At 61.6% G+C, this 19310-nt stretch carries 18 protein-coding genes; 3 read left to right on the top strand and 15 right to left on the bottom strand.

Features of this window, described 5'->3' with window-relative positions; translation table 11 throughout:
- The 6 genes from M3P21_RS01540 to M3P21_RS01515 all read right to left on the bottom strand — a co-directional run bounded on the left by M3P21_RS01540 (nt 1) and on the right by M3P21_RS01515 (nt 5255).
- The gene (locus tag M3P21_RS01540) at nt 1–774 is read right to left on the bottom strand and encodes an ABC transporter ATP-binding protein (protein ID WP_249706227.1); all 774 of its coding nucleotides are present in this window, start codon (nt 772–774) and stop codon (nt 1–3) included.
- On the bottom strand, nt 771–1535 hold the full coding sequence (locus M3P21_RS01535; protein ID WP_249706225.1) for an ABC transporter ATP-binding protein: 765 nt from the start codon (nt 1533–1535) through the stop codon (nt 771–773). Before M3P21_RS01535 ends, M3P21_RS01540 begins: the two co-directional genes overlap by 4 nt.
- A complete protein-coding gene (locus M3P21_RS01530; RefSeq protein WP_249706223.1) occupies nt 1532–2629 on the bottom strand; it encodes a branched-chain amino acid ABC transporter permease in 1098 nt (365 codons plus the stop codon). The genes M3P21_RS01535 and M3P21_RS01530 overlap by 4 nt, the downstream gene beginning before the upstream one ends.
- 5 nt (nt 2630–2634) lie before the next feature.
- A complete protein-coding gene (locus tag M3P21_RS01525; protein ID WP_249706222.1) occupies nt 2635–3510 on the bottom strand; it encodes a branched-chain amino acid ABC transporter permease in 876 nt (291 codons plus the stop codon).
- A 45-nt stretch (nt 3511–3555) separates the two neighbouring features.
- The gene (locus M3P21_RS01520; RefSeq protein WP_249706221.1) at nt 3556–4587 is read right to left on the bottom strand and encodes an alcohol dehydrogenase catalytic domain-containing protein; all 1032 of its coding nucleotides are present in this window, start codon (nt 4585–4587) and stop codon (nt 3556–3558) included.
- 137 nt (nt 4588–4724) lie between these two features.
- Nucleotides 4725–5255, bottom strand: coding sequence for a hypothetical protein (locus M3P21_RS01515; protein ID WP_249706220.1), 531 nt, complete (start codon nt 5253–5255; stop codon nt 4725–4727).
- A gap of 414 nt (nt 5256–5669) precedes the next feature.
- Between M3P21_RS01515 and M3P21_RS01510 the strand changes: the two genes are divergently transcribed.
- On the top strand, nt 5670–6758 hold the full coding sequence (locus tag M3P21_RS01510; protein WP_249706219.1) for a transposase: 1089 nt from the start codon (nt 5670–5672) through the stop codon (nt 6756–6758).
- 93 nt (nt 6759–6851) lie between these two features.
- Here the strand turns inward: M3P21_RS01510 and M3P21_RS01505 are convergent, their stop codons facing one another.
- Complete coding sequence (locus tag M3P21_RS01505) at nt 6852–8369, bottom strand: diaminopimelate decarboxylase family protein (protein ID WP_249706218.1); 1518 nt, start codon at nt 8367–8369, stop codon at nt 6852–6854.
- A 107-nt stretch (nt 8370–8476) separates the two neighbouring features.
- Between M3P21_RS01505 and M3P21_RS01500 the strand changes: the two genes are divergently transcribed.
- Nucleotides 8477–9109 carry a TetR/AcrR family transcriptional regulator gene (locus M3P21_RS01500; protein ID WP_249706217.1) on the top strand — a complete coding sequence of 211 codons (633 nt, stop codon included), beginning with the start codon at nt 8477–8479 and terminating at the stop codon, nt 9107–9109.
- A gap of 344 nt (nt 9110–9453) precedes the next feature.
- Here M3P21_RS01500 and gltA read toward each other — a convergent pair whose 3' ends face one another.
- Both gltA and gltX read right to left on the bottom strand, forming a co-directional pair.
- The gene (gltA, locus tag M3P21_RS01495) at nt 9454–10749 is read right to left on the bottom strand and encodes a citrate synthase (RefSeq protein ID WP_249706216.1); all 1296 of its coding nucleotides are present in this window, start codon (nt 10747–10749) and stop codon (nt 9454–9456) included.
- Nucleotides 10750–10865: 116 nt separating this feature from the next.
- The gene (gene gltX, locus M3P21_RS01490; protein ID WP_249706214.1) at nt 10866–12281 is read right to left on the bottom strand and encodes a glutamate--tRNA ligase; all 1416 of its coding nucleotides are present in this window, start codon (nt 12279–12281) and stop codon (nt 10866–10868) included.
- A gap of 79 nt (nt 12282–12360) precedes the next feature.
- On the opposite strand from gltX, the gene M3P21_RS01485 reads away from it, so the two are divergent.
- Nucleotides 12361–14412, top strand: a complete 2052-nt coding sequence (locus M3P21_RS01485) for a ComEC/Rec2 family competence protein (RefSeq protein WP_249706212.1) — start codon at nt 12361–12363, stop codon at nt 14410–14412.
- Here M3P21_RS01485 and lexA read toward each other — a convergent pair.
- From lexA to M3P21_RS01455, 6 genes are all read right to left on the bottom strand, one after another.
- Nucleotides 14406–15104 (bottom strand): transcriptional repressor LexA, encoded by a 699-nt coding sequence (gene lexA / locus M3P21_RS01480; RefSeq protein WP_249706211.1) that lies wholly within the window; start codon nt 15102–15104, stop codon nt 14406–14408. The two genes, M3P21_RS01485 and lexA, sit on opposite strands and share 7 nt — an antisense overlap.
- Nucleotides 15105–15182: 78 nt before the next feature.
- The gene (locus tag M3P21_RS01475) at nt 15183–16355 is read right to left on the bottom strand and encodes a molybdopterin molybdotransferase MoeA (protein ID WP_249706210.1); all 1173 of its coding nucleotides are present in this window, start codon (nt 16353–16355) and stop codon (nt 15183–15185) included.
- Nucleotides 16352–16825, bottom strand: a complete 474-nt coding sequence (gene moaC / locus M3P21_RS01470) for a cyclic pyranopterin monophosphate synthase MoaC (RefSeq protein WP_249706209.1) — start codon at nt 16823–16825, stop codon at nt 16352–16354. The genes M3P21_RS01475 and moaC overlap by 4 nt, the downstream gene beginning before the upstream one ends.
- Nucleotides 16825–17637 carry an indole-3-glycerol phosphate synthase TrpC gene (gene trpC / locus M3P21_RS01465; RefSeq protein ID WP_249706208.1) on the bottom strand — a complete coding sequence of 271 codons (813 nt, stop codon included), beginning with the start codon at nt 17635–17637 and terminating at the stop codon, nt 16825–16827. The genes moaC and trpC overlap by 1 nt, the downstream gene beginning before the upstream one ends.
- Nucleotides 17634–18653 carry an anthranilate phosphoribosyltransferase gene (gene trpD, locus M3P21_RS01460; RefSeq protein ID WP_249706207.1) on the bottom strand — a complete coding sequence of 340 codons (1020 nt, stop codon included), beginning with the start codon at nt 18651–18653 and terminating at the stop codon, nt 17634–17636. The genes trpC and trpD overlap by 4 nt, the downstream gene beginning before the upstream one ends.
- The gene (locus tag M3P21_RS01455; protein ID WP_249706206.1) at nt 18650–19231 is read right to left on the bottom strand and encodes an anthranilate synthase component II; all 582 of its coding nucleotides are present in this window, start codon (nt 19229–19231) and stop codon (nt 18650–18652) included. The genes trpD and M3P21_RS01455 overlap by 4 nt, the downstream gene beginning before the upstream one ends.
- Between the last annotated feature and the right edge of the window lie 79 nt (nt 19232–19310).

Raw genomic sequence — 19310 nt, 5'->3', positions numbered from 1 at the left:
CTACCTCCACGTCTTGCGCCGTTTCCAGCGGCGGTTTTCGCGCGCGCCGTCCTCCTGCACGCCGAGATAGAAGTTCTGAATGTCGTCCGAGGCGGCAATGTCCTGCGCGCTGCCGCTCATCACGATGCGGCCCACTTCCATGACATAGCCGTCATCGGCCAGGTCCAGCGCGGCGGCGGCGTTCTGTTCGACCAGAACGATGGTCATGTTCTGCTCGCGGTTCAGCCTTGCGAGAATGTCGAATATTTCCTGCACCAGCCGGGGGGACAAGCCCAGTGACGGCTCGTCCAGCAGCATCAGGCGCGGCCCGGCCATCAATCCGCGACCGATGGCCAGCATCTGCTGCTGCCCGCCCGACAGCGTGCCCGCCTCGGCCATGCGCCGCTCGGCGAGGATCGGGAAGTAGGAAAACACCAGTTCGCGGTCGCGTTCGATCTGTACCTTGTCATGTCGGGTGTAAGCGCCAAGGCTCAGGTTTTCCTCGACCGTGAGCAGGGGAAAGACCTCGCGCCCTTCGGGAACATGCACGATGCCGCGCTCGACGATCTTATGCGGTTCGCGTCCCTGTATCTCGTCGCCCTCGAAGGTGATCGCGCCCTTTTCGGGGTCCATCACGCCCGAGATCGTCTTCATCAACGTGGTCTTGCCCGCGCCATTGGCCCCCAGAATGGTGACGATCCGGCCCTGGGCGACGTCAATCGACACGCCCCTTATCGCCATGATCGGTCCATAGTAGCTTTCCACATTGCGGACGGAGAGGATCGGCGCGCTCATGAGGCGCGGCCCAGATAGGCCTCGATCACCGCCGGATGCGATTGCACCTCGCTCGGGGTGCCAAGCGCCAGTTTGGCGCCATCAGCCATAGCCAGCACGCGATCCGAAACGCCCGAGACCAGCCCCATGTCATGTTCGACCATCAGCACCGTGATCCCCATCTGGCGGCGGATATCCTCGATCCACCAGCGCATGTCGCTGGTTTCCTCGACCGACAGCCCCGAGGCCGGTTCATCAAGCAGCAAGAGGCGCGGATCAGTGGCCAGGGCGCGGGCGACCTCGACCACCTTGCGGACGCCATAAGGCAGCCCGGCGATCATCTTGTCGCGATAGGGCTGCAGGTCGAGGAAATCGATAATTTCTTCGACCTTCTCGCGGTTCTCGATCTCGGCACGGCGGACCGAGGGTAGGAACAGCAGTTCCGACAACATCGTGCTGCGCCGATGCCGGTGCCGCCCGACCAGCAGGTTCTGCAGCACGGTGGCATGTTCAAACAGTTCGATATTCTGAAAGGTCCGCGCGATGCCCAGATTGGCGACATCGCTGGCCTTATGCGCCAGCAGGTCTTCGGATTCGAGGTGGATAGCGCCGGATACAGGATCATAAAACCGGGATATCAGGTTGAAAACGGTGGATTTTCCGGCACCGTTGGGGCCGACGATGGCAAAAACCTCACCCGGTTCGACGGCGAAAGAGAGGGCGTCGACCGCCGTCAGCCCCCCGAACCGCAAAGTGACGTTTTCCAGCGTCAGCAGGCTCATCGCAGACGCTCCGTCTTGAGATAGGATTTCTGGCGTTTGAACATGTCGCGGCGGTAGAAGGGGAACAGTTCGAACCAGGTGCGGATTTTCAGCCAGCGGCCATAGATGCCCATCGGTTCGAACAACACGAAGACGATCAGGATCAGGCCGAACACCCCTGTTTCCAAACCGGGAATCGCGACCGTGTTGCCGCCGATCAGCGCGCCGACCCATTCCTTGCTGATCGACAGGAATTGCGGCAGGAAGCCGATCACGACCGCGCCCAGAAACGCGCCATGGATCGAGCCCAGCCCGCCGATCACGATCATCATCAGCAGCAGGATCGAGATCACCACGCTGAAAGTCTCGTTGTTGAAAGCGCCCGCAAAGAGCCCCATCAACGCGCCCGCCAGACCGGTGATCGCGCAGGACAGGAAGAACGACATCGCCTTGGTGCGCGCGATATGCACACCCATCGCCTGGGCCGAGACCTCGCTGTCGCGCACGGCGATGAAGCTGCGCCCCAGCGGCGATCGCAGCAGGTTGATATAGCCCAACGTCACGATAACCGTGACCGCAAAGACCAGCCAGTAGAAGGCGCGCGGGGTGCCCCAACGGTCGATCTCGATGCCCAGTACGCTCACCGGCGGGGCGAACTTGCCCGCCACGCCACCGGTCAGCGGCTCGCTCAGAACGATGATGTCATCCATCAGCACCGACAGCGCCAGCGTGGCGATGGCCAGATAGATGCCATGCATCCGCAGGGCCGGGATGGCGATGATCACGCCAAGGATGCCGGTGATCAGCCCGGCCAGCGGAAAAGCCAGCAGAAACGGCAAACCCTGCTCCAGCAGGATGATATTGGCGTAACAGCCCAGCGCCAGAAACGCCGCGTGGCCCAGGCTGGCCTGACCGGTATGGCCGGTCAGCACCATCAGGCCCATGCCCGCGATGGCCCAGATCAGCACATTGGTCAACTCGCCCAGATAGAAATCATCCAGCAGCAAAGGCGCGGCAAGCGCGAGGGCCAGCAGGATCAGATAGAGCGACAGCTGATAGCCGTGTTTCCAGGGGCGGATATCCTGCAGATAGCTGGTTTTGAACACGATCCGCATCTGCGTCAGACCTTCTTGAGGCGGATTTGTGAAAACAGGCCATGAGGCCGCACGATCAGCACGATCAGAACAAGCGCATAAGGCGCGATCTGGCTATAGCCTGCGGCGATGTAACGGCTGGCAAACGGCTCGATCAAGCCGACGATCAGCCCGCCCGCCAGCGCGCCGGGCAGGCTGCCGAAGCCACCGATCACCGCCGCCGCGAAGGCCTTGATGCCCAGCAGGCCGGAATTGGGATCAACCGCGCCCTTGGCGGCAAAAAGGATGCCGGCGACGCAGGCGACCATGCCCGCAAGACCCCAGATCAGCCCCTGCACCCGTTTCACCGGGATCCCCATGTAATAGGCCGCCAACTGGTTCTGCGAGGCGGCCTGCATGGCCAAGCCCAGCTTGGTTCGGGCAAAGAACAGGTAAAGCGACAGGGTCAGCAGGACCGTGACGACGATCACCGCCACATCCTCCAGCCCCAGCACGAGGCCGCCAAAGCGGATGTCCCTGCCTGCCAGCGGGTTTTGCAGCGTTTGCGGTTCATGCCCCCAGATCAGCCCGGCCACGAAGCGGATCACAAAGCCCAGAGCGATGGTCAGGATCACCACCGAGGTCTGGCTTTCCCCGAACATCCGCCGGATCAAAAGCCTGTCGAGCAGAACGCCAAACCCCGCCATCAGCCCCAGCGAGATAGGCACCGCCACCCAGAACGGCAGACCCATATGGTCTGCATTGGTCAACCCGATGGTGACAAAGGCGCCCAGCATCATCATGTCGCCCTGGGCGAAATTGACCGCCTCGGTCGCCTTGTAGATCAGCACGAAACCCAGCGCGATCAGGCCATAAACACAGCCATTTGCCAGCCCGCTGATCACCAACTGCAGATTGTCCAATCGTTCCTCCTCGTGCCGCTGAGACTTGGTGTGTCGGGTTGGCGATCACTCGGGGACGATCATGACCTTGCCTTTGGTGGTTTTCAATGTTTCGGCAAGGGTGGCGACCAGATCGCGCAAAGGGATGGTTGCGGCGACATCGGTGCTCCAGCGGCCATCGGCGAAACGGGCCTGAACCTCACCCACCACGCGCATCTGATCTTGCGGCGGGGTGCTGGTCATCCACTGGGTCAGCCAGAACCCTTCGATCCGTTTTCCCATGAAGATCAGCTGCCCGGTCTGGGTCAGCGCGGGCGGTTCGGTGCTGAGCTTGCCGTAGATGATCCAGCGCGCGCCGTTGGGCATGGCGGTGAAGATGGTTTCGCATTGCTGATCCGCCACGGCATCCAGGAAAATGCGCGGCTTCAATGCCCGCATCACCTCGGCCAGCCGGTCGGTGAAACCGGCGTCGCTGGTCACCAGAACTTCGGCCGCCCCCAACGCCTTGAGTTGGTCAACCGCATCGGCACGGCGTACAAGCGCGATGGGGGACAGGCCAAGATCACGGCCCAGCGCACACATCAGCTTGCCCAACTGGCTGGTCGCGGCCGAGATGATGAACGCCTCGCCCGCCTGTTTGGCGATATCGACCATGGCCATCGCAGTCAGCGGGTTCACGATCTGCGCGGCCCCGTCGAAATCCGAGACATCAGGGCGCAGCGGGATGCACATCAGTGCCGGGGTCACGACATATTCCGCCCATGCGCCTGATCCCGCGGCGACAAAGGCGACGCGCTGCCCGGCCAGTTGTTCGGCCCCCGCACCGGTGGCGACCACGTCACCGCAGCCTTCGAACCCGGCGGGGTGGTCCTTGACGCGGGGCTGGCCGTATTCGCCTTTGATGAAGTGCAGATCGGACGGGTTGACCGAAGAGGCCCGCATCCGGATCAGAACCTGGCCCGCGCCGGGCTGCGGCACCGGTATTTCGACCGCCTGCAACCAGTCTGCCGCATCGTCGATGACCGGGCCGGTGGCCGTCGGCGCATAGCCGTCATGGACTAAAATCGCGGCCTGCATGGTGTCGGGAAAATCGCTCATCCTGTCCTCCTGTTGGGTCACCGGCGCGGGGGAGCGCATCGGGCGACCGCCGCAGCCAAGCAAAAGCGGTTGCGGCAGGTTGTTCTTTGGAGGTCAGGACAACATGCGTGGTCCGGGCTGTCAATCAGCGCGGGTGGTCAGCCCTGGAAAAGCGCCTTGAGCTTGTCCAGCCCGGTATCGAGCTGTTCGGGCGCGTCGCGAATCTCGCCGACGATGGCGATGAACTGATCCTTGACCACCTGCACCAGCGGGCTGGCCTCGACCTGGCTGACGACTTTGTCGTAATCGAACCCGGCTTCGGTCAGCAGCCCGTCATCCTGCAATTGCTTGATCAACTCCTGACCCTGCTGCTGAAGACCTGCCGCGCCGTCGGTTAGGGCCGAGGTGGAGTTGTTGATCGTTTCCGTCACGGCACCAGACGCGTCTTCGAGCGTTTGCGCGCCCTGCTCCTGAATCGCGGCCACAGTGTCTCCGGCTTGTTCCGTCACCGATTGTGCCGCGTCGGACACTGCCTCACCCAGCGCCGAGGCAGCATCCTGAACCGCATCGCCCGCGTCCTGTGCAGCTGTTTCGATTTGTTCGGAGGGGGTCGGCTCCTGATAGATTGCAAAATAATAGACCGCAGCAAGGGCGGCGAGAACGACGACAATGCCAATCAATCTGGACATGTGAGACACCTTTTCAGAACATGTGAATCTACTATTCGATTATCAGCGCAAGATGTCTGAATGACGACAGGTTTTTCAATATGTTGCGCGGCAGGCCGGTTCTTGCGAGGCGGGGAGTGGCAGGGCGGCAAGGACATGCCGGTTGACGCAAGAAAAATACCATGCTGGACGGTGTTGCCGCTGAATGCTGCGATGCCGGGGTTTTCCAACCCCAGGAGTGTCCAGCATGGTCAAGAAAGCAAGCCGGATTTCGCGGTTCGCCGCCGCCGTTGAGGATCGGCCAATCTATGTCGGGCCAGACGTTCACAAGAAAACCTGTTCGGTTGCTCTGTTCGAACCGGACGGCGGGGTGTTTGAGACCTACACTTGCTCATCCGGTGAAGAGGCGCTGGCCGAACAGTTGGCTGGCCTCGGGTGTCAGATCACCCATTTGGTCCACGAGTCCGGCCCATCGCCATTCCTACCGTTGAGCAGGAAGGCTATCGCGCCCTTGTCCGGCGACGCAAACGGATCGCGGAAAGCCGTGGCAAGATCAAACAGAAGATCAAGAACTTTCTGCCGACTTCGGGCATCGAGGAACCGGCCAGCTTGCAAAAGTGGCCTCTGGCCGCATCCATTGATCTGTCAGAGCTGCCAATTCCGCCGGAACACTGCATGACGTTGGCCTCGATGGTACGCGAGTATCTGTTCCTGCTTGCTGAGGACAAGATGCTGCGAGCCAAGATCCGAACCGCTACCATGCGGATGCACCCGGATCGGTTCCGGCGGTTGACCTCGATCATCGGCGTGGGCGAGACGGCGGCGGCGCATTTTCTGGCAGAACTGTTCTCACCAGAGCGGTTCAACAGGTCGGAAGACGTCACGTCATACCCAGGCCTCGCGCCTGTCGTCAGCCAGAGCGGCGACAGCCCGGCGCGGGCAAAGCTGCGTCCAGTCGGCCAGAAACGCTTGCGTGGCATACTGGTCGAGGCAGCTTGGCAATGGCCCTGGCGCGATCCAGAGGCCAAAGTAATCTGCAGCCACCATTTCGCGAAGCATGGGATCGGGCAGAAGGCCCTTGTGGCCGTTGCCCGCAAACTCGCAATCAAGCTCTGGCGCATGACGGTGGACCCGCCGTTGTTGCCAGTTGTGGGTGTCGCGCGGGTCTTGGTCGGAATAACCGACAGCAAAAAAAGGCGGCACCCTCACCACCGGCGCGTACCGAAAACGGTACTTGGTGATCCTGCATTCAGACAGGCACGAATCAGAAAAGGCTTACGCAAGGCCGGTGGACAGTGTTGGTATGACTTCAATCTTGCCGCGCAACCCGCGAGCGGGCTGGGATCTGGTGCCTACCTTACAATGTCGGCTGTGCGGACAAACCCGCCTTTTGCTCGCGTGGCTGTTGCTTGCGCAACATCCACTCGCGCGTGCGGCACACCCATCGCTGCGTTGCAGCCGACGTCGCCAGAACGGCCATTCGATTCCGCGATGAAGGCTGGCTATCAAACCGCCCTTCTTTGAGAATGCGTGGCGGGAGATAGCGCGGGGGCGACTCAACCACCGAATGGTGCAAGCCTCAGCTCTTTCCATTCGGTGGTCGGTCAGTTTGCTCGATCAGGCGATCTTTTCTTCCCGGCGAAGATGCGGCGGGATAATGTCGCGGGCATAGACGTCCTCAATGGTCTCGCCGCGTTTGATAACGTCTGCTTGCGATCCGTTCACCAAGACCACGGGCGGGCGCGGCAGGGCGTTGAAGTTACTGGCCGAGATTTCCTGATAGGCGCCCATGTCCAGCAGCGCGATCAGGTCGCCGTTTTCCAGCTCCGGCACCTTCACGGTCGGTAGAATGCGATCCCCGTGGCAGGAATGGCCGACCACATCCGCGACATGGGTTTCCTCGGCGTTGAGCTTGTTGGCGATGCGGAAATCGTTGAGGCTGAACTCGATCACGCCGGTATTCATGAAGAAGGCCGTGGTATCGGTCAGCACCCAGTTCAGCTTGATCGGTTTCGTCTGTTTCTTGAACCGCTTCACGCTGGTCAGGTGAATGCCGGCATTACCAAAGAAAGAGCGGCCCGGTTCGGCCTGCAGACGAATGCCTTTCAGGTCCATACCACCTTTAAGCAAGGTATCGCGGAAGGTGGTCACGGCGGCCTCGGCGTATTCCTCGATGGTCGGAGCGCGCTGGCTGCCGGGTTTGGATTGCATCAGCTTTTCGATGGCGAAACCCATGAACTTGTAGCGACCCGCCTTGCCGAAAACATGCGCCAGCAGTTCGAACGGGTAGGTGAAGAAGGTCTCGATCGCGTGCATCCGGGTTTTTAGCCCGTGCAGAGGGTCGGCCTCAATCGCAAATCCACCGCCGATATCCAGTTCCTGCGGGCGATACCCGCCCCATGCCTTGCTGAGCCGCAGGATCAGCTCGGCATATCCTTTCATCAGCTTTTTCCAGTACCAGGTATCGCTCCGCCAGCGACCGGAGTGGAAGTGCAGGCCGACCAGTTCGACATTGCTCATTTTCAGCACTTCGCGGCCAAGCTCTTCGAGATACTGGGCGGGGATACCGGCTTTGTAGATTTGCAGGCCAAGGTCGACCGAGAGCGATTCCACCGCGAAATCCGTGCGGCGCCAAATGCCGGGGAAGTCGGGTTTGACCCGGAGGCGGATTTTGGCGGTCTTGCCCAGTTCCTTGGCAATGTTGTTGATCCGCTCTGGTTCGTTCAATTCCTCGACCGTGATGCGAACGCCTTCGATGATGCATTTGCGCAGCGTCTCGTCGGTCTTACCGCCGCCATTGACGGAAATGCGGTTGGGATCAAGGCCCAGGCTCAGGGCGCAATGCAATTCACCTGCCGAATAGATGTCGGCCCCCAGACCTTCGTCTGCCAGAACCGCCCAGACACCCTGGTTCCAGTTTGCCTTGTTGGCGGGCATGATATCAACGGGCCCGTCCGGCCAATGCTTGGCAAAGGCGGCGTGGAAGCGACGTGCATTGTTGCGGAGCTGCTGCTCCGACATCACGAAAAGCGGGCTGCCGAATTCCTCAACAAGCTTTGTTGTATCAATGTCATCAACGAACAGGTGCCCATCACGTTCACTCAAATAGTCGGCCATAGGTGTGGTGCGCGGCATAATTTTCTCCTCCGGGGCGGTGTCAAGCATTGACAATCAAGGCATGAGCAACCTTCATGTTCGAAATATGAGAGTTATTCACGTATTCTGTCAAGAAAAGGTGTATAATGGCCGAAACTTCCGCAGCGTCATCCTGGCGCGAACCCACGCAGCCGCGTAGCCGCAAGCGGGTTCGTGCGATCCTTGATGCGACCGAGAAATTGCTGATCGAAAGCGATGTGGCGACAGTGAAAATGACCGAGGTGGCCCGCGTTGCCGGAGTTCCGGTCGGGTCGGTCTACCAGTATTTTCCAACACGTACCGCATTGTTAACAAAGCTTTTTGAAGACCAGGTGGCAGGGATTGATTCCACTTTGAAGGCGGGCCTTTCGCAACTGACGAATTGGGATCAGCTTGAGGGGTTTGTGGTCGCCGCGTCAGCAACCGCCCATGATCTGGTGCAGCAGAGCCCATGCTTGCAGAAGATCTGGAATTCGACGGGCGTGGACCCGGCAATTGAAATCGCGGATCAGAGAACGACCCTGCACAATGCGCGGATTTTGACCGAAACTCTGTTGCGAATCGCTCCGCATCCGATTTCCGAAACCCTGGCCTTCGCCAGCGCGATCCTGTTCTTTCAGACCTGGAGTACTATGATGAAGCTGCTCCCGAACATTGAGGATGAACACCTTCGAGACGCGATCAGAGAACAGCATGTCGCCATGGTGCTGAACCATCTGAAGGCGGCATTTGATCGTTAGATTGGAAAGCGCTTCGTTTTGTCGGAACCATGAGTGCATGGCAACGCTATCGGGTCTCGTATGCGTCGTTTGTCACGGCACCAATGCACCGGCCAATTTGGACCCGACTTGCCCGGAATCGAATGGCCGCTCACTGTGCTACAGAGAAGCATCAAGAGATGCTGCGGCAGCAGCGATCCCCATTTTGCGAGTGCGCAGCGAGAAATTCGAAATCACAGGTTGGGCTCGAAGCCGCTATTGTGTGGTTAAATGATCTTCCGAAGCATCAGTCGTAACGCTTGACAGTCGTCCACATAAGAAAAGACCCCGATAAAATCGAGGCCTTTTGAAACGTAGCGCTGGGATCAACGCTTTTCGATATCCACGTAATCGCGCGCGGTTTCGCCCAGATACAACTGGCGCGGACGGCCGATCTTGTTCTGTGGATCTGCGATCATTTCCTTCCACTGGCTGATCCAGCCCACGGTGCGGCTGAGTGCGAAGATAGGCGTGAACATCGAGGTCGGGAAGCCCATCGCCTCCATCACGATGCCCGAATAGAAATCCACATTGGGGAACAGTTTCTTCTCGGCGAAATAGGGATCTTCCAACGCCTGTTTCTCCAGCGCCTTGGCGACCTGAAGCTTGGGGTTGTTCTCGATCCCCAAGAGGTCCAGAACCTCGTCCGCCGATTGCTTCATCACCGTCGCACGCGGATCGAAATTCTTGTAGACCCGGTGGCCAAAGCCCATCAGGCGGAACGGGTCCGCCTTGTCCTTGGCGCGGTCGATGAATTCCGGGATGCGGTCCACCGACCCGATTTCCTCAAGCATTTCCAGACATGCCTGGTTGGCGCCACCATGCGCCGGACCCCAGAGACAGGCGATACCGGCAGCGATACAGGCAAACGGGTTTGCCCCCGACGACGAGGCCAGACGCACGGTCGAGGTTGATGCGTTCTGCTCGTGATCGGCCTGCAGCATGAAAATCCGGTCCATCGCGCGGCTGAGGATCGGATTGACCTCATATTCCTCGGCCGGAACGGCGAAGCACATGCGCAGAAAGTTCGACGCATAGTCCAGATCGTTGCGCGGATAGATGAACGGCTGGCCGATGTGGTATTTATAGGCCCAGGCGGCAATGGTCGGCATCTTGGCGATCAGCCGGTGCGAGGCGACCTCGCGTTGATGCGGATCATGAATATCGGTCGAATCGTGATAGAAGGCCGACATCGCGCCAACGACACCCACCATGATCGCCATCGGATGTGCATCCCGGCGGAACCCGCGATAGAAATACTGCATCTGCTCGTGCAGCATGGTGTGACGGGTAATCGTGCTCTCGAAGTTTTCCAGATCGCCGGCTTTCGGCAATTCGCCGTAGAGCAGCAGATAGCACATTTCGAGGAAATGCGACTGCGAGGCCAGTTGATCGATCGGATAGCCGCGATGCAGCAATTCACCCTTGTCGCCATCGATATAGGTGATCGTGCTGTCGCAACTCGCGGTCGACGTGAAGCCCGGGTCGTAGGTGAAGACACCTGCATCGCTGTAAAGCTTGCGAATGTCGATCACGTCCGGGCCGGCAGTTGGCGAGAAGATCGGCAGATCATAGGTTTTGCCGTGTACGTTCAGCGTGGCCGATTTCTTGTTTTCAGTCATTATGTCCCTTCCTCTTTGAAACACGGCAATGGTGCCAGACGGAGGCATCAGAACCGTGCGGATGGCGCTCGCGCGGGGACCGCGCAAGCCGGGTTATCGGGGAGGCGCAGCCCGTGTCAGGACGACCGGGCCAGTTCCGCCGCGTCTGCCAGTCGGGCAAGGACCTCTTCGCGTCCCAGTACGACCATCATGTCAAACACCGAAGGTGTTACAGACCGGCCCGCCAATGCGGCGCGAAGGGGTCCGGCCAGTTTGCCGAATTTCAATTCGCGCGCCTCGCAGAAGGCGGACAGGGATTCCTCCAAGCTCTCTCGCGACCAGCTAGCATTTTGCAGATGCGGCGTCAAATCCTTCAGTATACCGTCGGATACAGAATTTAGCGCCTTGGCCGCCTTCTGATCCGGTTCGATCGGGCGCGAGGTCAGGGCAAACTCTGCCTTTTCAATGAGTTCCGGGAAGGTGCGCGCCCGATCCTTGAGGCAGAACATGGCGCGTTCAAGATTGGTTGATTGTGCCTGCGTCAAGGCGGGCTGTTCTGCCGCAGCCAGGTAGGCCTCGGCTTCCTGCCGCAACGCAGCATCATCGGCAATGGCGATATGCTGACCACAGAGGTTTTCCAGCTTCTTCAGGTCGAACCGGGCCGGGCTTTTGCCGATTCCGTCCAGGTCGAACCAGTCGCGCGCCTGTGCGTCGGTGAAGAATTCATCATCGCCATGGCTCCAGCCCAGGCGCGCCAGATAGTTGCGCATTCCGGCGGCGGGATAGCCCATCGCCTGATATTCCTGCGCCCCCAGCGCGCCGTGACGTTTGGACAGCTTCTTGCCGTCCGGTCCATGGATCAGCGGAATATGCGCCCAGACCGGTACGTCCCAGCCCATCGCCTCATAGATCATCATCTGGCGGGCGGCGTTGTTGAGGTGATCATCGCCCCGGATCACATGGGTCACGCCCATATCGTGATCGTCCACCACCACGGCAAGCATATAGACCGGCGTGCCGTCCGAGCGCAGCAGAACCATATCGTCCAACTGCTCGTTGCGGATGGTCACGTCTCCCTGCACCTGATCGCGGATCACCGTCGCGCCCTCTTGCGGGGCCTTGATGCGGATCACGTAAGGCGCGTCCGGGTGGGTCGTGGCATCGGCATCACGCCACGGGCTGCGGAAGAGAGTGGAAGCGCCCTCGGCCCGCGCCTGCTCGCGGAAGGCGGCAATTTCGTCCTGGGTCGCGAAACATTTATAGGCCTTGCCGTCTGCCAACAGTTGCAGAGCCACTTCAGCATGGCGGTCGGCCCCCTCGAACTGGCTGATCACCTCGCCGTCGTGATCCAGGCCAAGCCACGCCATGCCCTGCAGTATCGCCGCCGTCGCCTCGGGAGTGGAGCGCTCGCGGTCAGTATCCTCGATCCGCAGCAGGAACTTGCCGCCCCGGCCCCGGGCATAGAGCCAGTTGAACAGCGCCGTGCGCGCGCCGCCGATATGCAGGAACCCGGTCGGAGACGGGGCGAAACGGGTGACAACCTGATCAGACATTGATGCCTTTTACCTTTTGGTAACCATGGGGGAGATAGCGTTGCCGTCTGAATAACGAGCCGGACGGACAGGAGCAAGCATGCGCGTTCTGGCGCGGATCGAGGCGGCGCTGCTGCGGCAGCGCGGGTACCTGTTTCCCTGGGCGCCGGTCTGCATGGCGCTGGGGATCGGTGCCTATTTTCTGCTGCCGCAGGAGCCGTCGATGGCGTTTTACGTCGCCGTGGTTCTGGCAGCGCTGTCCGGGACCTGGGTGGCGCTGCGCCATCCGGGTGCATGGACGCCGCTTGGCGCGGCGCTGGCCCTGGCGGCCATCGGGTTCCTTCTGTCGGGCTACCGGGCGCATCAAGTCGCTGGCCCGGTGCTGGACTGGCACTATTACGGCCCGGTCGAGGGGCGTGTCGTCGGGCTGGATCGGTCAGCCTCGGACGCGCCGCGGGTCACGCTGGACCGGGTGCGCCTGTTGCGCGTCGCGCCGGACGAGACACCGCGCCGCGTCCGCATGTCGCTGCATGGCGATGCGAGCGAACTGCCAGTGCCGGGGCAGCAGATCATGACCACCGGGCATCTGTCACCTCCGCAGGGTCCGGTCGAGCCCGGAGGTTTCGATTTCCGCCGCCACGCCTGGTTCAAGAGTATCGGCGCGGTGGGCTATACGCGCGTTCCGGTTCTGACCGTGGCACCGCCTGATCTGGATCATCCGGGAATGCGGATTTTCGCCCTGCGCATGGCGGTGTCGACCCATATCAGACAGGTGTTGCCCGGTGATGTGGGCGGGTTTGCGGCTGCGGTGACCACCGGCGACCGCAGCGGCGTGAGCCTGGCCACGCTCGACGCGTTGCGCGCCAGCAACCTGGCGCATCTGCTGGCGATATCGGGGCTGCATATGGGCCTGCTGACCGGCTTTGTCTTTGCGGGCTTGCGGTTTGCGCTCTGCCTGATCCCGCCTCTGGCGCTGCGTTGGCTGGTCAAGAAGCTGGCCGCAATTGGTGCATTGCTGGCAGCGGCGGCCTATCTGGCGCTCTCGGGCGGCAATGTGGCGACCGAGCGCGCTTTCATCATGGTTTCGGTCATGCTGTGTGCGGTGCTGGTGGATCGACGTGCGATTTCTTTGCGCGCGGTGGCCATGGCCGCGTTGATCGTTCTCGCGCTGCGCCCCGAGTCGCTGCTCAGTCCGGGCTTCCAGATGTCATTTGCGGCAACCACCACGCTGGTGGCGGTCTTTGGCGCGATCCGGGGGTGGGAGGTCTCGGTGCTGCCCAAGTGGCTGAAACCCACGGCCGGGGTCGTCATCTCATCGGCGGTTGCCGGGTTCGCCACCGCGCCGGTGGCGGCGGCGCATTTCAACGCCATCGCGCATTATGGCCTGCCCGCGAACCTGCTCTCGGTGCCGCTTATGGGTTTGTTGGTGATCCCCGCAGCGGTTCTGGCGCTGTGCTTGTCCCCCTTCGGGTTGGGGTGGATCGGGTTGAAACTGATGGGACTGGGCCTGACATGGATATTGGGCGTGGCGCATTACGTGGCCGGGCTGGAAGGCGCGCGCGGATTTGTGGTCAGTCCCGGCCCGCTGGTTCTGCCGTTGCTGACGTTGGGCGCGCTTTTTGTGATCCTGTGGCAAGGCCGTTTGCGATGGGTCGGCGTGCTGCCGGTGTTTTGCGCCTTCGGGATCTGGGCAGGGGCGGAACGTCCGCAGGTGCTGATCGCCGATAGCGGCAAGCTGGTGGGCGTGATGACCGACACGGGCAGGGCGCTCAGCCGGGCCAAGGGCAGCGGGTTCGTGGCCAAGGTCTGGTTGGAAAACGATGGCGATGGCAAGGATCAGGCAACAGCGGCAACGCGCTGGACTGCAGGTGAGGGGCAGGTGCCGAAGATGCGGCTGGAGTCCTGGCAGATCGTGCATGTCGCCGGAAAACGCGCCGCCAGAACCGTGACCGGATGCGCTGCCGATCAGATCATCGTGACTGCCGTGCCGCTGGATCTGCCCGGAGGCTGCCGGGTTGTCGATCCGGCCCTGCTGCGCCAGACCGGCAGCCTGTCGATCAGCGAGACAGGCAAGATTGCCGCCAGCAAACAGGGCCAGCGACGTCTTTGGCACGGGCCGCGCGCCAAAGACAAAAGGCGCAGGGATCAGTAGGTGCGGATCAATCCGACCAGACGGCCCTGAACGCGCACTTTCTCTTCCGGGAAAACGCGGGTTTCATAGGCCGGGTTTGCAGCCTCGAGCGCGATGGCGTTGCCACGCCGGAAGAAACGTTTCAGCGTCGCTTCCTGATCCTCGACCAGCGCCACGACGATGTCGCCATTGTCAGCGGCGGCACTTTCGCGGATCACCACGATATCGCCATCGTTGATCCCCGCCTCGATCATCGAATCGCCTTTGACCTCCAGCGCATAATGTTCGCTGGTGCCGGACACCATCGCGCCGGGCACCGAGACATGGCTGGACACATGGCTGATCGCCTCGATCGGGACACCGGCGGCGATGCGGCCCATGACGGGCAGTTCCATCGCATGAACGGCCACCGGTTCAGTATTGGCCGGACGCGGCGCGTCGGGCCGGTCGCCTTCGATGATGCGGGGCTGGAAGCCGACGGTGGATTCGCCACCAAGGCTTTCGGGCAGCTTCACGATCTCAATGGCGCGGGCGCGATGGGCGAGCCTGCGGATAAACCCACGCTCTTCCAATGCGGTGATCAGGCGGTGAATTCCGGACTTCGATCGCAGGTCCAGCGCCACCTTCATTTCATCGAAACTGGGCGGCACCCCGTCGACCTGTAGACGTTTATGAATAAATTCCAGCAAATCCAACTGCTTCTTGGTCAGCATTGCGCACACCTCTGCTCCATGCGTTTACGTTTGTTCTACGCATGTTCCTGTTTTGTGTCAATGCGCTTGGCATTGACTTCAAAGCGGGATGTAATCGACCGTGTCGCCGGTATCACGGGCCGGGTCCCCGGGCGGGCGCACGATCAAGGCGTTCGAGCTTGCCAGAACGCGCAACAGAGAGCTGTCCTGGTTGCCAGCCGCCGCAATTCCGTCGCCGGTGCGGGTCGCCCGCATGTAATGCGCACGCGGCCCGTTTTCAGGCAGCGGTGCGGTCAGTGGTGCGGTGCAGATCTCGGGCAGCGGGTTGGCTAGGCCCAGCATGTGGCGCAACAGGGGGACGACAAAGATGTGCCCACAAACCATGGCCGAGACCGGATTGCCGGGCAGCCCGATCATCGCAGCCTTGCCCAGCCGTCCGGCCATGAGCGGTTTGCCCGGGCGCATGCGCACCTTGTAGAAAGCCCGTTCCATACCCAGCGCGCCGGTGACCTCTTCGACCAGATCGTGATCTCCGACCGAAGCGCCGCCGATGGTGATGATCAGGTCTGTGCCCGAGGCCAGCTCCAGCGCGGTGGTGAGGGAGCTTGTGGTATCGCGCGCGATCGGCAGCATGCGAACCTGCGCGCCGACATCCTCGAACAGTGCCTTCAGGCCGAACGTGTTGGAGGCGATGATCTGGTCGGGTCCGGGGGTGTCTCCGGGCATGACCAACTCGTCCCCGTTGGAGATCAGGGCAACGACCGGTTGGCGGCTGACCGGTACATCCGGGATGTTCATCGCGGCCAGCAAGGCGACATCGGATGGCGACAGGCGGCGCGGGGCGGTCAGGCGGTCGCCGATGCCGAAATCCACGCCTGCGGGGCGGACATTGGATTTGGCGCCCGGTGCCTCGGTGATGGTGAGCAGATCGTCGCGCCGGTCGGTATCTTCCTGAATGACCACGAAGTCCGCGCCATCTGGCATCGGGGCGCCGGTGAAGATGCGCACTGCCTGACCGGGCTTCACGGTGCCGGAAAATCCATTCCCTGCAGCGGCTTCGCCGATGATCTTGAAGATAGCGTGCTGCTCGACCTCTGCTGATTTGACCGCATAGCCATCCATGGATGAGGCGGCAAAGGGCGGCTGGTCACGCATGGCCACCGCGTCGCGGGCCAGCATCCGGCCTGCGGCCTGCGCCAGCGCGACGGTCTCGACATCCTGCGGCGACACCAGGTCAAACAGATGCGCGCGGGCTTCGTCGACAGAGATCATTGCGCCTCGTAGCGGCCTGATTTCCCGCCATCTTTCAACACCACGCGAATACCGCCGATCTGCATCGCCTTATCCACGGCCTTGGCCATGTCATAGACCGTCAGCGCAGCGGTGGAAACGGCAGTCAGCGCCTCCATCTCGACACCGGTCTGACCGGTGGTGCGCACGGTGGCCTCGACCTGAACGCCCGGCAGGTCCGGGTCCAGCGTCAGCTCGACCGCGACCTTGGTCACCGGCAGCGGATGGCAGAGCGGGATCAGGTCAGGAGTCTTCTTGGCCCCCATGATGCCCGCCAGCCGCGCCACACCCAGTACATCGCCTTTTTTTGCGCGACCTTCTAAAATGATTTCAAAGGTTTCGCGCTGCATGCTCACGTGACCTACAGCCACGGCGATCCGGTCGGTGATCTCCTTGTCCGAGACATCGACCATATGGGCATCGCCCTTGCTGTCGAAATGGGTCAGTGCCATCACATGGCTCCGGGCACCAGCGGATTGGCCAGCAAATCATGGGTGGCCTTTTCCACGTCCTGCTGCCGCATCAGGCTTTCGCCAATCAGGAAGCAGCGCGCGCCATAGCGGGCGATATCGGCCAGTTCCTCGGGCGCGTGCAGCCCGCTTTCGCAGACGATGGTGCGGTCCGAGGGCACCAGTTTGGACAGTTTCCGCGTGGTATCCAGCGACGTCTCGAACGTGTGCAGGTTGCGATTGTTGATGCCGATCAGCGGGCTGGTCAGCTTGGCGGCGCGTTCCAGCTCAACTTCGTCATGCACCTCGATCAGCACATTCATGTCCCACTCATGCGCGGTCTGTTCCAACTCGGCGGCCTGATCATCCTCGACCGAGGCCATGATGATCAGGATGCAATCGGCTCCCAGCGCGCGGGCCTCGATAACCTGATAGGGGTCATACATGAAATCCTTGCGCAGCACTGGCAGACCGCAGGCGGCGCGGGCCTGTTTGAGGTAGTCTTTCGCGCCCTGAAAGCTGGGCGTGTCGGTCAGCACCGACAGGCAGGCCGCCCCCCCCGCCGCATAGGCGGCTGCCAGCGCGGCAGGGTCGAAATCGGCGCGGATCAGGCCCTTGGACGGGCTGGCTTTCTTGATCTCGGCGATCAGCCCGTAGCCGCTGCGCTTGGCCTCATGCAACGAGTCCAGAAAAGGGCGCACGGCGGGCGCCTCGCGGGCCAGCACTTCCATCCGCTCAAGCGGTGTCTCTTCCTTGTCCGCCGCAACCTCTTCCAGCTTATAGGCCTTGATCTTGTCCAGAATGGTTTCCGTCATGGGGCGTCCTGTGTGATTTTGGCCAAGGCCGAGATTTTGCTGCGCGCCATACCGCTATCGATGCTTTCCGTCGCGATTTCAACACCTTCGCGCAGATCGGCCGCTTTTTCGGCAATCACGAGCGCGGCAGAGGCGTTCAGCAGCACCGCATCGCGATAGGCCGAGGGCGCGCCATCGAGCAGCGCGTGGAAAGCGCGTGCATTCTCTTCCGGCGTGCCGCCGATGATGGCCTCGAACGGATGCACGGGCAGGCCCGCATCTTCGGGATGCAGCTCAAGCTCTTTCACAACGCCATCTTCAAGCGCCGCGAGCCAGCTGATGCCAGTGATGGTCAGTTCATCAGTGCCGTCCGAGCCATGAACCAGCCAGGCGCGGTCAGACCCGAGCTGGCCCAGCGTTTCAGCCATGGGCCGGATCAGGTCGCGGGAAAACGCGCCGGTCAATTGCCGTTTCACCCCCGCCGGGTTGGTGAGCGGTCCGAGAATGTTGAAGATGGTGCGGGTGCCCAACTCCTGCCGCGACGGCATCACATGGGCAATTGCCGGGTGATGCATCGGCGCCATCATGAAGCAGATACCGGCCTCTTTCAGCGCCTTTTCAGCCACATCCGCGCCGATCATCACGTTGATGCCCATCTGCCCCAGCGCATCCGCCGCACCGGATTTCGAGCTGAGATTGCGGTTGCCATGTTTGGCAACCACCACATCGGCACCCGCCACCACAAAGGCGGTCGCGGTCGAGATGTTCAGCGTGCCCTTGCCATCGCCGCCGGTGCCGACGATGTCCATCGCACCTTCGGGCGCGGACACCGCATGGCATTTCGCGCGCATCACGGCGGCAGCGGCGGCATATTCGTCTACCGTTTCGCCCCGCGTGCGCAGCGCCATCAGCAAGCCGCCGATCTGGCTGGGCGTCGCTTCGCCGTCAAAGAGCACGTGAAAGGCCTGTTCGGCCTGAGCGCGGGTCAGGGGGCCATTGGCGGCCGCGTCGATCAGCGGCTTCAGTGCGTCACTCATGCCGGAACCTTCATCACGGCCAGAAAGTTGCGCAGCAGCGCGTGGCCGTGTTCGGAGGCGATGGATTCGGGATGAAACTGCACGCCGTGCATCGGCAATTCGCGGTGCTGGAGACCCATGATGGTGCCATCCTCAAGCTCGGCGGTGATCTCAAGACAATCCGGCAGGCTGTCACGCTCGACAATCAGTGAATGATAGCGCGTGGCCTCGAACGGCGAGGGCAGTCCGGCAAAGACGCCTTTGCCGCTGTGCTGCATCATGCCCATCTTGCCATGCACGATCTCATGGCAGCGCACGACCTTGCCACCAAAAGCCTGACCGATGGTCTGATGGCCCAGGCAGACACCCATCAGCGGCGTCCTGGTCTCGGCGGCGGCCTCGGTCAGGGCCAGGCAAATTCCCGCCTGATCCGGGTCGCAAGGGCCGGGGCTGAGCAGGATGCCGTCGGGTTTCATCCCCATCGCCTCTTGCACGTCCAGCGCGTCGTTGCGGCGCACGACCATCTCGGCCCCAAGCTCGCCCAGGTAGTGAACCAGGTTGTAGGTGAAGGAATCGTAGTTATCGATCAGCAGCAGCATGTCGGCTCGTTGTTTTAGGGGCTGGTGAGGAGAGGCCCCACCGCATTATAGTGTTGCCATACTTGTTCAGGCTTGCCGC

Source organism: Ruegeria spongiae (assembly GCF_023502395.1).
Taxonomy (GTDB): Bacteria; Pseudomonadota; Alphaproteobacteria; order Rhodobacterales; family Rhodobacteraceae; genus Ruegeria_C; species Ruegeria_C spongiae.
The sequence above is the reverse complement of the archived record's forward strand: the minus strand, read 5'-3'. Positions and strand labels throughout refer to the sequence as shown.